Origin of the sequence: Lysobacter sp. ISL-50 (assembly GCF_018612875.1) — a bacterium.
Classification (GTDB): domain Bacteria; phylum Pseudomonadota; class Gammaproteobacteria; order Xanthomonadales; family Xanthomonadaceae; genus Lysobacter.
In genome coordinates this window covers 1-14,968 of the sequence record NZ_JAGGRI010000070.1, presented here as the reverse complement: position 1 = coordinate 14,968, position 14,968 = coordinate 1, and the positions used below count along the sequence as shown (strand labels likewise).

The window sequence follows — 14,968 nt, the reverse complement described above, 5'->3', positions numbered from 1 at the left end:
CGTCAGCACCGCCGGCAATGACGCCGACACCGGCGGCAACGCCGCCTCGCGCGCGGCCGCGCCCCAGCCCGCGCGCACCGCGCCCGCGCCCGCGCAAGCCGCGCCGCGGCAAAAACCGGCGGCCACCGCCGACGGGAACCGCCGATGACCCGCGCCCGCCATCATTGGGTGCTGCCGGCCAGCCTGCTCGCCGCGCTGGCCCTGAGCCTGCTGCCGGTGCCGCAATTGCTGCTGGCGCTGCGGCCGTACTGGCTCGGGCTGGTGCTGGCCTATTGGGTGATCGAAGACCCGGATCGGGTCGGCCTGGGTTTCGCCTTCATCGTCGGCCTGGCCGGCGATCTGGTCTCCGACGGTTTGCTCGGCGAGCAGGCGCTGCGGCTGGTGGTGATGGCCTTCATCCTGCAGCGCTTCCGCGCGCGGCTGCGGTTCTTCCCGTTGTCGCAGCAAGCGCTGGCGGTGGGCGGCCTGATGCTCAACGACCGCATCGTCACCGCCGCCATCCACATGGTGCTGCGCGAACCGCCGCTGCCGTCGCTGTTCTGGCTGTCGCCGCTGACCGGCATGGCCTTGTGGCCGGTGATCTTCCTGTTGCTCGACGCGCTGCGTCTGGGCAGCTGGCGCAGGCGCTGACATGGGCCCGCGCCGCAAACTGCTGCAAAGCAAACGGGTGTTGAAGAACACCGCGGGCGAAGCCGAGCAGTTCCGCATGCGCGCCGCCATCGCCTTCGCCTGCGTGGTGATCGGCGTGCTCGGCCTGGGCTTCTGGTACTTCCGCCTGCAGGTGTGGCAACACGACGATTACGCGATGCGCTCGGAAGCCAACCGGGTCAAGCTGCGCCCGGTCGTGCCCGGACGCGGCCTGATCTACGACCGCCAGGGCCGCATTCTGGCCGACAACGTGCCGGCCTTCCGCATCGAGGTCACGCCCAGCGAAGCCGGCGACAGCGAGAAATGGCTGCCGCAACTGGCCAAGGTGGTCGCGCTGACGCCGGAAGACATCGCCCGCTTCGAAGCCGAACGCAAAGCCACCCGCGGCTTCAAGCCGATCGTATTGAAGCTGCGCGTCAGCGACGCCGAAGTCGCCGCGTTCGCGGTCGATCGCTGGCGCTTCCCCGGTGTCGAGCTGGTGTCCTACCTCAACCGCCGCTATCCCTACGGCGAGTTGTTCGCGCACGTGCTGGGCTACGTCGGCCGCATCGACACCAAGGACCAGGAGACGATGGGCCGCAACGGCGTGCTCACCCACACCGGCAAGACCGGCCTGGAGCGCTCCTACGAAGAACAACTGCGCGGCCAGATCGGTTACGAGCAGATCGAAACCAACGTCGACGGCCGCCCGATCCGCCAGGTCGGCCACGTCCCGGCCAAGCCCGGCGCCGACCTGCGCCTGAGCATCGACCTCGACCTGCAGCGTGCCATGGTCACCGCCTTCGGCGACATGGACGGCTCGGCGGTGGCGGTGGACCCGCGCACCGGCGAAGTGCTGGGCATGGTCAGCCTGCCCAGCTACGACAGCAACCTGTTCGTCAACGGCATTTCCAACGTCGATTACAAAGCGCTCAACGACGATCCCTCGCGTCCGCAGTTCAACCGCAACGTGCTCGGCGGCGGCCCGCCGGGTTCGACGATGAAACCGTTCATGGCGCTGGCCGGGCTCGACAGCGGATTCCGCCGGCCCGAAGACCGCATCCTGTCCACGGGCGAATTCCACATTCCCGGGCAGAAGCGCGGCTATCGCGACTCGCACGGCGGCGGCCACGGCTGGGTGGACCTGCGCGAATCCATCGCCCAGTCGGTCAACACCTACTACTACAAGCTCGCGCTGGACATGGGCATCGACCGCGTCGATCAGTACATGACCCGCTACGGCTTCGGGCAGAAGACCGGCATCGACCTGCTCGGCGAAAACATCGGCATCCTGCCGTCGCCGGCGTGGAAGGCCAAGCGCAACAAGAAGGAAGGCTGGTACCCGGGCGAGACCGTGATCGCCGGCATCGGCCAGGGTTATTGGGTAGTGACCGCATTGCAGCTGGCGCGCGGCACCGCCGCCATCGCCAACGGCGGCACCTTGCATCAATTGCATCTGGTGCGCGAAATCCGCACCGGTTACGAATCGCCGTGGGTGCCCAAGGTGCTGCAGCCGGCGACCCGGATCACCGACCACCCCGCGCACCTGCAAGCCGTGCACGAAGGCATGGAAGGCACCATCCACAGCTCGCGCGGCACCGCGCAGATGATGGCGCGCGGCGCGCCGTATCGCATGGCCGGCAAGACCGGCACCGCGCAGAAGGTCAGCCGCAAGGGCAACGTCAGCATGAATCCGCATTCGCTGCCGTTCCACCTGCGCCATCAGGCCTTGTTCGTCGGCTACGCGCCGGCCGACAACCCGACCATCGCGGTGGCGGTGGTGGTCGAGCACGGCGGCTACGGCGGCAGCACCGCCGCGCCGATCGCGCGCAAGATCTTCGACGCCTGGCTGCTCGGCAAGATGCCCGAGCCCGATCCGGCCAAGGACAAAGGCGCGCCGCCGGTGGCGCCGCTCGCCGGCGCCGCGCGTCCCGCGGGCGCGCCCGCTGCGACCGCCGCCGTCGGCAGCACCGTGGCCGGCGAAGAACCCAAGCTCGTGCCGGTGCCGGTCAACGGCGCCTGGGCCGCGGCGGTGGCCGTGGCCAACGCGCGCGTCGCCGCGCAGCCGGGGCACACGCCGCAGATTCTGCAGCGCTCGGAAATGCTGCGTCCCCATCTGCCGCCGGGCTCGGCGCTGCCGGAGGAACCCGCGCGCGAAGCGCCGGCGCGCAGCGACGACGCCTTGATCGAACCCGACGTGGACCCCGAAGACGACGCGGCGCCGCCGCCGATTACCGGGCCGCAACGATGAGAGTGATCCTGCGCTACCTGTGGGACATGAGCCTGCGCTTCACCCGCACGCTCGACCTGCTGATGCTGGCCGCATTGCTGGCGCTGATGGTGATCGGACTGGCGGTGCTGTACAGCGCCGGCGAACACTCCACGCGCATGGTGTTCGCGCAGGGCTCGCGCTTCGCCATCGGCCTGGCCGCGATGTGGGGCCTGTCGCGCATGTCGATGCCGCAACTGCGCAACTGGACGCCGGTGATCTACGCCGTATCGATGGTGCCGCTGCTGCTGGTGCTGGTGGTCGGCACCGGCAAGCACGGCCGCCACTGGATCGACCTGAAGGTCTTCTACTTCCAGCCCGCCGAGCTGCTGAAGCTGAGCCTGCCGATGATGGTGGCGTGGTACCTCAACCGCCAACCGTTGCCGCCGAAATTCTTCAACGTCGTCGTCGCCGCCGTACTGATCGGCGTGCCGACCATCCTGATCCTGCTGCAACCCGACTTCGGCACCGCGATGCTGGTCGGCATCAGCGGCGCCTTCGCCCTGTACCTGGCCGGCCTGTCGTGGTGGTGGTTCGTCGCCGCCTTCAGCGGCGTCGCCGCGATCGCCCCGGTCGCCTGGTTCTGGCTGCTGCGCCCGTACCAGAAAGACCGCATCCTGACCTTCCTCAACCCCGAGACCGACCCGCTGGGCACCGGCTGGAACATCATCCAGTCCAAGATCGCCATCGGCGCCGGCGGCATGACCGGCAAAGGCTGGCTGCAGGGCTCGCAGTCGCATCTGAATTACCTGCCCGAACACACCACCGACTTCATCTTCGCCGTGCTGAGCGAAGAGTTCGGATGGGTCGGCGTGGTCACGGTGCTGGCGCTGTACCTGTTCGTGGTCGGGCGGTGTCTGTGGATCGCAGCCGGCGCGCGCGACGGCTACTCGCGCTTGATCGCCGGCGCGTTGGGCTTGGCGTTCTTCGTGTACGTGATCGTCAACGGCGGGATGATTTCCGGGTTGCTGCCGGTGGTGGGCGTGCCTATGCCGTTGTTGAGCTACGGCGGTACCTCGGCGGTTTCGTTGTTGGCGGGGTTGGGCGTGGTGATGGCTGTGCGGGCGCATAAGCCGGTGCATGGTGGGCGCTGAGCGAGCGGCTCGCGCCATAACTCCCGGAGCCTGCATATAGGGAGCGGCGTGAGCCGCGAACGAGAATTCCTGGCGCTCACTTGGCCGAGCGCGTCCGCGCCCGCTCTCGTATTTCCGCCGTACCGCTCCCTGATGCGTCGGCTACAGGATTCGCGCTCTCCAACTGCACCTCTCCCGCCAACTGCCGCGCCAGCTCCTGTCGCTCTAGACAGAACCGAGCGTTTGCGGCCAACTCACCCCAGCGCTGCGCCGACGTCAATTGCTCGTCCACTCGCTCAAGCAAACGGCGTTGGTGCTCAGCCGGCAAGGGGAATTCCAGCGACTCCAATGCGATATCGAGTAAGTCGCGCGCTTCGCCGACTGCGCGGTGATGGAGGTCGGAAGCCTTGGCGCGGAGGTAATCGAGCGCGGCAGGATCGAGGCGCGAGAGATGCGCGATCGGCTCCGATGCTTCGGGCGAGGACTGCAGCAAATGCAGCGCAAAATCGATGGGACGGGCTGCGGAATTCGGATGGGGCATGACGGCGTTCCTTGCTGGCCGCGCTTTGGCGGGGGAACACCACAGTAATACTCGATCTTGGATATCTAAAAAGCCGATATTCGTATGCGCTGGGTGCCGGTGGCCATAGCGATGGCAGTCGGGACAGCGCGGTCCGAGGCTTCATCTTGTTCGTGCGGAGTTCAAGAAATTCCTTCCGTTTCAGATTGGCGAAGGAACACCATCTGATGTCGCGGCGTCGCTATCCGATCTGACGCTTGCGACCGCCGTTTCGGCCGTAACCTCGGCGCTTTCCATGCGCGTGAATCTGGCGCGCCGTAGTTTATGCGCAATAAATACGTCATCCGTGTGCACTAAACATTAGCGACGCTTCCAGACCTCATCGGTTGGTCTGGAGTCGTCATGGCACGCAATACATTGGCAATGGTCGCAATGCTGAGCCTGTGCGGCGTAGTCGGCTCAGCCGCAGCGGCCACCTGCACGACGACGCATAACGAGCAATACCTGGGCGGCAAGAAGCCGGTGCTCAGCAATACCGAGCTGACCCAGGAGACCATTTCGGTCTGCTACAAGGAGTACAACCTGTACGCCTCGAAGATCATCGGCGGCAGTCTGTGGTCGGCCGAGCATCTGACCAAGGCGAAGGTCGCGGGCGCGGATTCGATCACCCGTATCGATTCCAACTTCTTCAGCGAGCCCGGTCTGGCCACCACTCACGCCAGCTACACCAACAGCGGCTACGACCGCGGCCACATGATGCCGGCCGGCGACGCTTCGACCACGACGGCGCAGAAGGAAACCTTCTCGGTCGCCAACATCGTGCCGCAGACCGGTAAGTTGAATCGCGGGATCTGGGCGCGGATCGAGAACACGGTGCGCATCGTCGCCAGCAGCTACGACGATGCCTACGTGGTGACCGGCCCGGATTTCGAGAACATGACCACCACCATCGCCAGCGGCAAGGTGGTGGTGCCCACGCAAACCTGGAAGGCGGTGTACGTGCCGCAGGCCGGCGTCGCCGGCGCGTACTGGTGCGAGAACAATCTGGCGCCGGTGTGCAAGGTGATTTCGATCGACGAACTCAAGCGCACCGCGTTCGTGGATGCGTTCCCGGGCCTGCCGGCGGCGCTGCGCAATCAGACTTCGTCGGATTGGAGCGAGGTGTTGGTGCTGCCGTAAGCGGACGCGTTGCGCTACGAATTGGCGCGGCCGCCAGCGCTGACGGATTTGTCGTCAAGACCGCAGGCCGGCGACGTCGCGTTTGCGCCAACCGACATCTGGGCAATGTCCGACGAACAAGCGCTCTTCGCTGTCCCGCACGAAGAGCGCTTGTCCGGACCAGAGCCTTGCCGTCTTAGTGCTCGGCCACCCAGACGAAGCTGTCGCCCTTGGCCTCGACACGTCCCAGCCCCGGGAACGGGAAGTGCACCGCATACACGCGCACTTTCCCGTCGGCCGCGCGCTGCAGCAGGGCGCGGCGCTGCTTCTGCGCCGCGGGCGCGTTCTCGTCGTACTGCACCGTCCATTCCGGACGCTCCACCGAGATCACGTGGTGATGCGCGGTGTCGCCGATGTAGAGCAGGCGATCGGCGCCGGTGCCGATTTCGTAGGCGCTGTGGCCCGGGGTGTGGCCGGCGTCGGCGACGGCGGTGACCACGCCGGGGACGATCTGCGCGCCGGGTTCGAAGGGCTGCACTTTCGGGCCGATCGCCGCGGCCAGCTTGGCTTCGTCCTTGCTGGCCTTGATGCCGTTCCATTCCGGCGCGGACAGGTGGATGGCGGCGTTGGGGAAGGCGAGGGCGCCGTCGCGGGTCAGCAGGCCGCCGACGTGATCGGCGTGATGGTGGGTGATGAAGACGTCGGTGACCTGGGCGGGCTCGACGCCGGCGGCGCGCAGCGAGGCGGGCAGGCGGCCGGCGCGCGCAAACGAAGCGTCGGCGGCGCCGGTGTCGAACAGCAGCACGCGCTCGCCGGCGCGGACCAGCAGCGGCTGGATGCTCAGGTGCAGCACATCGGTGGGCTGGCCGGCGGCGCTCAGCAGGGCGTCGACGTCGGCCTTGGGCTGGCCGATGGCGAAGGTCGTGCCGTCGTTGGGAGCGTCGATGTCGCCGTCCTTCAACGCCGCCGCATCCAGGGCGCCGATCTTGAAGCGGAACACGTCGGCGCTTTCGGCCGGCTTGGGCGCGGCTTCGGCGGCCGGCGCGGTGGCCGCCGGTGCCGTGGCGGCGGGCGGTGCCGGTTGCTGCGAACACCCGGCAAGCACGGCGCCGGTCAGCGCGGCGGCCATCGTCAGGAAGAGCGGGGTTCGGGTCATGGGGAATCTCGGCTGGGGGTGGAGGGCCGAGAATAGAGCGCGGCGGCGGGGATTCGGAAGCGGAGGAAATGGAACGCTGCGGGTGGACGGCGGCGGCCGGCGAAAATCGCGCAGTTCCCGAGGCGGGACGATCCACGTTCCGAAGCGGTAATGCGCCGGTTAACAGGCAGATGTCGCCGCGATCGCTTTTTCCGGCGACGCACCGCCGAGCGAACGGTCAACACACGATCGGCGCCGATCGCTTCCGTATCGGCGCCTGAATCGGCGTGCATAAACCGCGAAAAGGCGCATCGCGCCGCCGCGCATGTCACCGGCCGAACAGTGGGCATCGCTCCAAAGATGCATTACCCGGCCGAAGGGTGCATTGTGGGGCTCGGTCTGCAAGGCCCCGCGTGTCGCGCGGTGAGTCCGTTGCAGCGCATCAGGCTCCGGGCGTGGCGGCATTGAGTCGAGCCTGTCGACCCGGCCGGCTTGAAACTCATGGAGACGCTTATGGATACGGACCTGTCTACCGCGCAAAAAGCGTTGCACGCATTGCAAAGCGCTTACCGCGCCCACGACATGGATTTGGCGGCCACGTACCGCGATTTCGGACTTGAAGCGCAACTGGTGCTGCAACATCTCGACAAGCGTCCCGGCGCGGTCACCGCCGAGGCGATCGCTCAACTCGCCGCGTCGCTGGAAGCGAAGTGGCGGCAAGCCGGGCCGCCGGATCTGGCCGGCGTCACCACCCGCGTCACCGCCACCGAGCATTACGCCGACTGCTTCTATGTGGTCACCGAAGAAGTGCGCACCGCCGATGGCCGCGTGTTCTCGCATCGCCTGTTCCTGTCGCAAAGCGGCGGGCCGTGGGCGGTGCTGTGTCCTTATGCGGCGCCGCGGCAGGAACAAAAGCCTTGGTGGGTGTTCTGGGGCTGATCGCACTCATGGATGCTCCGGAAAAAATCAGTTTCCCGTCGTCGTTCTCGTATTGGGAGCGCGTGCGCGCCAGCGCGGTGTTGATGCTCGAACGCAAGGCGAGCTATGTCTTCATCGCATTCTGGCCGTTGGCCGCCTTCGGCCTGGCGGCGTTGAGCCTGTCCAAGGGCCGGCCGTTCGACGCGCAACTGTGCGCGGTCGTCGCGGGATGCCTTTTGTTCGTGCCGGCGATGCTGCTGCTGGGCGCGGCGTCGACGCACTACGTGTACAAGCAATCCCGCGAGCCGTTCACGTATGTCTTCGACGACGACGGAATCCGCGCCGTGGGCGTCAGCTACGAGTACGCGCACAAATGGCCGGTCATCTTCAAGGTGAAGCGCCGCGCCGGATTTCTGATGTTCTTCTTCGCGCCGGGGGCCGCGCATTGCATTCCGCTGCATTCGATCGCGGATGCGGACCTGCAGGCATCGCTGATCGCGATGGCGGCGGCGAAGGGGGCCGATGTGAGCGAGGCGGCGGCATTGGCTTGATAGCCGTTGCGTGCTTGACGTTGGCGCGAGTGCTCGGGACGATGGGGTAACAGGCAATCCCAAACTCAGTACGCGCCGGACATGATGATATAGCCGCGAGAGCCGGGAATGACGATGATCCAAAACCTGCCCCTGCGTTGCCCCTGTTGCGGCGGCGAAACTCTCGATGAGCGCGGGCAATATGAAATCTGCGTGGTCTGTCACTGGGAGGACGACGGCCAGGACGACGAGGACGCCGACGAAGTATGGGGCGGTCCTAATGGGGATTTGAGCCTTACACAGGCGCGCGCCAATTATCTTCAGTTCGGAACTTCGGGTAGGCGCGCAGTATGATTGCATTGAGCAGGAGGTGGGTTGGCCCTTCGAGCGAGCGCCGTCAGGTGATCCTGGCGAGGCCGATGGAATGTAGCGATCTCAGATGTAATCAGCCCGAGCTAATAAGTTCAGCGTAGCGACCGTGTTTTGTTGTTGTCGGGGTTGAGTGGTTGCGGCGAGGGCCCGCAGAATCCAAGTCGGAGGGATGGATGTTTGAGCGGGGATTCGCCCGAAGCCGAATACTCACCTGCCGTCATTCCCGCGAACGCGGGAATCCAGCGACTTTCGGGCAGCCGCGACAAAGACATTGGATTCCCGCGTTCGCGGGAATGACGGCTTGAAGGGGCGCAGTAGGGAAGGGGCGGCATGTGGTCGCTGGTGTCTGCACTCGCGCTATGAGCAAGACCGGCTCAGACAAGGCGTCGCCGATTCAACCATGCGCGAAGCACAGCATCGAAAACACCAGACATGAAAAAGCCGGACCCGCGTCGCGCGAATCCGGCTCGGTTGGACGGCGAAGCGCTATCGAGCCGGCGGGCCGTTTACAACTCGATGCAGTCGAAGCTCACTTCCGGATCGACATCCTTCGTGTAATCCACGTCCTCGCGTTCGAACCCGAACAGTTTGAGGAACTCGTGCTTGTAGCCGGCGTAATCGGTGAGCTGGAACAAGTTCTGCGTAGTGACCTGCGGCCACAGCGCCTTGCACTGCGCTTGCACGTCCTCGCGCATTTCCCAATCGTCCAGGCGCAGGCGCTGCTCTTCGTCGGTCGGCGCCGGCTGGCCGTCCTCGCGGTACATGCGGTCGCGGAACATGCGGTTGAGCTGTTCGATCGGACCTTCGTGCAGGCCCTTTTCCTTCATGACCTTGAACACCAGCGCGATGTACAGCGGCAGCACGGGGATCGCCGAACTCGCCTGGGTGACCACCGACTTGAGCACCGCCACGTTGGCGCCGCCGCCGATCCTGGACAGGCGCGTGTTGAGGCGCTGCGCGGTCTGGTCCAGATCGACCTTGGCCTTGCCCAGCGCGCCGTGCCAGTAGATCGGCCAGGTGATTTCCGTGCCGATGTAGCTGAAGGCGACCGTGCGCGCGCCCGGCGCCAGCGCGTCGGCGCGTTCGAGCGCGTCGATCCACAACTCCCAATCCTGGCCGCCCATCACCGTGACCGTGTCTGCGATCTCCTGCTCGGTGGCCGGCTCGACCGTGGCCTGGATGACGGTGTCCTTGTTGGTGTCGATCGCGGTGGAGGTGTAGGGCTCGCCGATGGTCTTCAGCGCCGAGCGCTTGACCTCGCCCGTGCCGGGCAGCTTGCGCACCGGCGAGGCCAGCGAATAGACGATCAGATCGACCTGGCCGCCCATTTCGTTCTTGATCAGGTCGATGACCTGCGCGCGCGCTTCGTCGGAGAACGCGTCGCCGTTGATCGACTTGCTGTACAGGCCTTCGGCCTTGGCGAACTTGTCGAACGCCGCCGAGTTGTACCAGCCGGCCGTGCCCGGCTTCTTGTCGGTGCCGGGCTTTTCGAAGAACACGCCGAGGGTGTCGGCGCCGTAGCCGAAGGCGGTGGCGATGCGCGCGGCCAGTCCGTAACCGCTGGAGGCGCCGATCACCAGCACCTTCTTGGGGCCGTCGCTGCGCGCGCTGAGCGCGCGGGTGGCTTGAATCTGGTCGCGCACGTTGAGTTCGCAACCCAGCGGATGCGTGGTGGTGCAGATGAAGCCGCGGACCTTGGGCAGGATGACCAACGTGAATACCTCTGGCTGTGGGGCGTGCGCTGCATCTTAGTGGCTGGCGCGGGTTTGAGAAATGCCGGGGTTCCGTGTTCGCGCGCGCCGGCGCGGCGATTCTCCGGACGTTTGCGTACGGAATCGGGGCGGGTCCGGGCCGGCCGGGCGCGGGTGGCGAGCGCCATCGGCCCGGAACGGGCGGCTCCGCGCCGCTGGGCCGCTCGCATGGCGATCGCGCGGCCCGGCGTCCATGATGGTGCGCTTCGGCGCTCATCGCATCAGGACGCTTCCGTGCACGACGGCTTCATCGCTTCCACCGGCACCCTGCGTTACAGCCCGCAACTGGCCGGCGGCGGTCACGGTCGCCGCGACGGCGGCAGCACGCTGTGGTGGCTGATCGTCGATTGCGATCCCGAGTTGGGTCGCTACCTGCGCCATCAGTATCTGCTCGGGCACCGGCGCACGCGCTCGCTGCAAGGTCCGCTGTGGGGCCCGCACATTTCGGTGATCCGCGGCGAAACGCCGCCGCGCATGGAGGCGTGGAAACGCGGCGACGGCGACGCGGTGGAATTCGTCTACGACCCGCGCCCGCAGCAGACCGACGGCTATGTCTGGTACCCGGTGCGTTGCGAAGCGGTGCTGGATCTGCGCGTCGCCCTGGGCCTGCCGCGCGAGCCCGAGCCGGGCTTGCATCTGACCATCGGCAACGACAAGCACGCCGAGGCCGATCCGGCGGGAACGCCTCGGCGCGCATAGGCGCGCGCTCGCCTTATCGAACGCTTAGTGGCGCGAGCTTGCGATCTGCGACGGGCTAAGCCCCAGCACCCGGCGCATGCAGCGGGCCATGTGGCTGGCGTGCGAGAACCCCGCGTCCAGGGCGATGTCGCCCATGTTCCTTCTGCCTTCCAGCAGCAGCGTGCGTGCGCGTTCGACCCGCCGCTCCAGCACGAAGCGATGCACCGGCAGGCCCGTGGCCTGTTTGAACAGCGGCTTGAAGTGCGACAGGCTGAAGCCGGCCACGGCCGCGAGTTCGGCCAGCGACAGGTCTTCGTCCAGATGCGCTTCGATGTAGTCCAGCACATGACGCAAGCGCCACACCGGCAACGCGCGCGCGTGGCGCTCGCTCGCGGCCGGCTTGCGCGACTGCAGCGCGAGCAGGCGCGCGGCCAGCGCGCTGGCGAGGCTGTCGGTGAACACGCGGCCGCCTGGATAGGCGTCGTGGTCTTCGGCCTGCATCATCCAGCCGATGCATTCGACCTGCGCGTCGCGCACGTGGATCGACGGCGCCAGTTGCCCGGCTTGCGTGCTCAACCCCATGGTCTCGGAGATCTCGCGCAGCAGCGACGGCGTCAGTCGCAGCAGCAGTGAGCGCGCGGGTTTCGACACGATCCAGCGCGTGCTCGATCCGGCCGGCACGACGCAGAATTGGCCGTGCAGGCGCACGCCCTGTCGCTCGTGTCCGTCCATGCGGTACGACACCGGCACCGGTTCGCCGACGTGCAGACACAGCACATGGCGGCCGTCCACCGGCGAGTCGAACAACCCGAGCGGCACCGGCGAGACCAGCACGTCGAGCAGCGGGGCGCGATCCGGACCGGCGCCGGCCTGCAGCGCGGCCGGGGGAGCGGGGTAGCAGGCGGGGCGGTCGGTCATGCGGCGATGCTCATCCCCGGAGCCCGGGGGCGAACAGTGTCGAAGATCATCCCTGCGCGCTGTGCGCGACCGCTTCGGTTGCGCCGATGCATGCGTCGGGTTCGACGTGGCGCGTTGTCTTGCCGATCCGCGCCTGCCCTGGCGAGAACGATTGACCGTCGCCTCGCTGCGATCTGCATCGATAGTGTGACGACACAAAGCCGAGGGGATGCCGGGCCCGGCCAACCCCGCCGGATCGGTAAGCGCTATTCAGCTTCCGACAGCGCCGACGCGCACCTCGCAAGCGCTGCCGACACCCGTTTCACTTCGACAACCCTACATGAATAAAATCGGTTAAGTCCCGCAAACCCAAGGTTTTTTGTCCCGCGGTCGCGTGCTACCCTCGCGACGATGACCCGACGCCACACCGCCCGTTGCGCCCTGTTCGGCGCACTCACGATCGTGTTGGCCGCCTGCGCTACGCAGGCGCCTACCGCGCCTATCGCTTCCGCTCCGGCCGCGCCCAAACCGGCCACGCCCAGGCCGGCGACGCCCGCACCGGCCACGCCCGCCACCCCGGTGGTCGGCACGCCCGCGCTGCCCGAACCGGTGGTGCAGATGCCGATCGAGCAGGCCCGCGCCTTGTTCGTGCGCGACACCGCCGCGCAGTACGGCATCGACCCGGCCTATATCGAATCGGTGCTGGCGCGCGCGCAGATCCGCGACGGCATCGTCGCGGCGATGTCGCGTCCGGCCGAAGCCAAGCCGTGGCGCGATTACCGTCCGATCTTCATCACCCAGGCCCGCATCGACGGCGGCAAGGCGTTCCTGGCCGAGCACCGCGCGCAGTTGTCGCGGGTGGAAGCGGCCACCGGCGTGCCGGCCGAGATCATCGTCGCGATCGTCGGGGTGGAAACCAGCTTCGGCAAGAACACCGGCAAATACAGCGTGGTCGATGCGCTGTACACGCTGGCCTTCGCCTATCCGCGCAGCGGCGATCCGGCCAAGCTCGATCGCGAGAACCGCCGCGAGGCGTTCTTCCGCGGCGAACTGGGCCAGCTGTTCGCGCTGGGCAAGGAAGAAGGCATCGACATCGCCACCCTGACCGGCAGCTACGCCGGCGCGATGGGCTGGGGCCAGTTCATGCCGTCGAGCTATCGCGAGTTCGCGGTGGACGGCGACAACGACGGCAAGCGCAATCTGTTCACCGATCTGGACGACGTGTTCTTCTCGATCGCCAATTACTTCGTCAAGAAGGGCGGTTGGGTGCGCGGCGGCCCGGTGGTCGCGCGCGCCAGCCGCGATGCGACCGCGCAGGACTTCGTTCCGGAAAACATGGACCCGGTGTATTCGCTCGCCGACCTGGCCGCGCGCGGCTATCGGCCGCTGAGCAAGGTGGCGCCGACGCAGACAGCGACGCTGCTCAATCTGGACGGGGTCGATGGCCCCGAGTACTGGTTCGGTTTCCGCAACTTCTACGCGATCACCCGCTACAACATCTCCAAGCATTACGGCATGGCGGTGTACCAGCTGGCCGAGGCGATCGCCGGACGGGAGAATCCCTTGATCATTCCAGCGCAAGCGCCGATCCAATCGACCCCTCCCACGCCCGCGCCGGCCGCTCCGGCGCCGGCGCCGAAACCGCAGGCGCCGCGGGCATGAACGGCGGCCCGAAGCGGCCGCCGACGGCGCCCACGGCCGGCGCGACGATCCGGCGGCTGGTCGCCGCCGCGCTGCCGCTGGCCCTGGCGGCCTGCGCCAGCGCTCCGAAGAAACCCAACTCGCAGGCACTCGCGCTGCCCGACCGCGACCGCGTCCACAGCAGCGGCCTGCCGGCCCATGGCGGACGCAAGAAGTCGCCGTACGCGGCGGCGCAGGAAGACCTCAGCAAGCGCGGCAACTACCGCGCCGGCGGCCTGTATGCGCCGGAGGTCAAGGACACCACGCCGGACTACATTCCCGACGTGGACGCGATTCCGGAACCCGACGTCGTCGCCGAGCCGCGTTCGCAGTTCGGCAACCGTTCGCCGTACGCGGTGCTGGGCAAGACTTACAAGGTGCTGGACTCGCACGACGACTATGTCGAGACCGGCACGGCGTCGTACTACGGGCAGAAGTTCCACGGCCGGCGTACCTCCAACCTGGAGGTGTACGACATGTACGCCTTCACCGCCGCGCATAAATCGCTGCCGCTGCCGAGCTTCGCCCGGGTCACCAACCTGGACAACGGCAAGTCGGTGACGGTGCGGGTCAACGATCGCGGCCCGTTCCACGACAACCGCGTGATCGACCTGAGCTACGCCGCCGCGATCAAGCTGGGCATCACCCAGCGCGGCACCGGCCGGGTCGAGGTGCGCGCGCTGCATCCGGGCGAAGCGCCGCCGCCGGTGTACGCCAGCGCCGCCAACAATCCGCCGCAGTCGCCCGCCGCCGCGCCGAAGCCGGCCGCGTCCAGCGCCATCGACCGCCTGGTCGCGGCGATGCCGATCGCCAGCGCCAACGCCGGCGAACTGCCGCCGGGCGTGCGCATCGCCACCGGCAAGCCGGCGCCGGTCGCCAGCCAGGCCGAGACCGGCACCTACGGTTCGGCGAAGACCACGATCGCCACCGGCAAGCCCGCGCCGGTGACCCCGGTCGCGTCGGTCAAGACCACGGTGGCGACCGGACAGCCCGCGCCGGTGGCGTCCTCGCTGCCGACCACCGTGGCCACCGGCAAGCCCGCCGTGGTCGCCGGCGCCGCCAAGCCGCTCAGCGGCGGCGCGCAGGACTACCGCTTCGACATGATGCAGAACGGCAAGTCGATGACCGCGGACGAGTTCGACGCCTGGATGAAGTCGCGCCAGGTCCGGGTCGCCACCGGCAAGGGCATCGACGCGCCGCCGCCCAAGCCGCTGACCAAGGCGGAAAAACGCGCTCTGGCCAAGCAGCAGAAGGAACAGCAGCGCGCCCTGGCGCAGGCCGAGAAAGCCGCGAAGAAGGCCGGCAAGACGCCGCCGGCCACCGTCGTGGCCGCTGCCTCCGCCGCCGCGCTGCCGGCGCC

General features: G+C 67.5%; 12 protein-coding genes and 1 pseudogene. 9 read left to right on the top strand and 4 right to left on the bottom strand.

Annotated features, from left to right (window positions below):
* Positions 1-144: 144 nt before the first annotated feature.
* The 3 genes from mreD to rodA are packed head-to-tail and all read left to right on the top strand — an operon-like array spanning position 145 to position 3,990.
* Entirely contained in the window at positions 145-630 is a 486-nt protein-coding gene (gene mreD, locus J7J50_RS24510; protein ID WP_057944406.1) for a rod shape-determining protein MreD, read from the top strand.
* Position 631: 1 nt separating this feature from the next.
* Positions 632-2,878: a penicillin-binding protein 2 gene (gene mrdA / locus J7J50_RS24505; protein ID WP_215057186.1), complete on the top strand. Its 2,247-nt coding sequence runs from the start codon at positions 632-634 to the stop codon at positions 2,876-2,878.
* On the top strand, positions 2,875-3,990 hold the full coding sequence (gene rodA, locus J7J50_RS24500) for a rod shape-determining protein RodA (RefSeq protein ID WP_215057185.1): 1,116 nt from the start codon (positions 2,875-2,877) through the stop codon (positions 3,988-3,990). Before mrdA ends, rodA begins: the two co-directional genes overlap by 4 nt.
* A gap of 76 nt (positions 3,991-4,066) precedes the next feature.
* Here the strand turns inward: rodA and J7J50_RS24495 are convergent, their stop codons facing one another.
* Positions 4,067-4,510, bottom strand: a complete 444-nt coding sequence (locus J7J50_RS24495; RefSeq protein ID WP_215057184.1) for a hypothetical protein — start codon at positions 4,508-4,510, stop codon at positions 4,067-4,069.
* Between the two features lie 381 nt (positions 4,511-4,891).
* Between J7J50_RS24495 and J7J50_RS24490 the strand changes: the two genes are divergently transcribed.
* A complete protein-coding gene (locus tag J7J50_RS24490; protein ID WP_251044049.1) occupies positions 4,892-5,668 on the top strand; it encodes a DNA/RNA non-specific endonuclease in 777 nt (258 codons plus the stop codon).
* Between the two features lie 175 nt (positions 5,669-5,843).
* Here J7J50_RS24490 and J7J50_RS24485 read toward each other — a convergent pair whose 3' ends face one another.
* Positions 5,844-6,803 carry an MBL fold metallo-hydrolase gene (locus J7J50_RS24485; RefSeq protein ID WP_215057183.1) on the bottom strand — a complete coding sequence of 320 codons (960 nt, stop codon included), beginning with the start codon at positions 6,801-6,803 and terminating at the stop codon, positions 5,844-5,846.
* A gap of 492 nt (positions 6,804-7,295) precedes the next feature.
* On the opposite strand from J7J50_RS24485, the gene J7J50_RS24480 reads away from it, so the two are divergent.
* Both J7J50_RS24480 and J7J50_RS24475 read left to right on the top strand, forming a co-directional pair.
* Positions 7,296-7,721 carry a hypothetical protein gene (locus J7J50_RS24480; protein ID WP_215057182.1) on the top strand — a complete coding sequence of 142 codons (426 nt, stop codon included), beginning with the start codon at positions 7,296-7,298 and terminating at the stop codon, positions 7,719-7,721.
* Positions 7,652-8,251: a YcxB family protein gene (locus tag J7J50_RS24475; protein WP_215057181.1), complete on the top strand. Its 600-nt coding sequence runs from the start codon at positions 7,652-7,654 to the stop codon at positions 8,249-8,251. Before J7J50_RS24480 ends, J7J50_RS24475 begins: the two co-directional genes overlap by 70 nt.
* A gap of 857 nt (positions 8,252-9,108) precedes the next feature.
* Here J7J50_RS24475 and fabV read toward each other — a convergent pair.
* Positions 9,109-10,314 carry an enoyl-ACP reductase FabV gene (gene fabV / locus J7J50_RS24465; RefSeq protein WP_215057179.1) on the bottom strand — a complete coding sequence of 402 codons (1,206 nt, stop codon included), beginning with the start codon at positions 10,312-10,314 and terminating at the stop codon, positions 9,109-9,111.
* A 273-nt stretch (positions 10,315-10,587) separates the two neighbouring features.
* On the opposite strand from fabV, the gene J7J50_RS24460 reads away from it, so the two are divergent.
* Positions 10,588-11,052: a hypothetical protein gene (locus J7J50_RS24460; protein WP_215057178.1), complete on the top strand. Its 465-nt coding sequence runs from the start codon at positions 10,588-10,590 to the stop codon at positions 11,050-11,052.
* A 24-nt stretch (positions 11,053-11,076) separates the two neighbouring features.
* On the opposite strand, the gene J7J50_RS24455 is transcribed toward J7J50_RS24460, so the two are convergent.
* Positions 11,077-11,949: an AraC family transcriptional regulator gene (locus J7J50_RS24455; RefSeq protein WP_215057177.1), complete on the bottom strand. Its 873-nt coding sequence runs from the start codon at positions 11,947-11,949 to the stop codon at positions 11,077-11,079.
* 390 nt (positions 11,950-12,339) lie between these two features.
* Between J7J50_RS24455 and mltB the strand changes: the two are divergent.
* A pseudogene (gene mltB / locus J7J50_RS24450) lies at positions 12,340-13,491 on the top strand (lytic murein transglycosylase B); the annotation flags it as partial.
* Positions 13,492-13,586: 95 nt separating this feature from the next.
* A partial coding sequence (locus J7J50_RS24445) for a septal ring lytic transglycosylase RlpA family protein (protein WP_215097605.1) occupies positions 13,587-14,968 on the top strand: 1,382 nt, incomplete at its 3' end.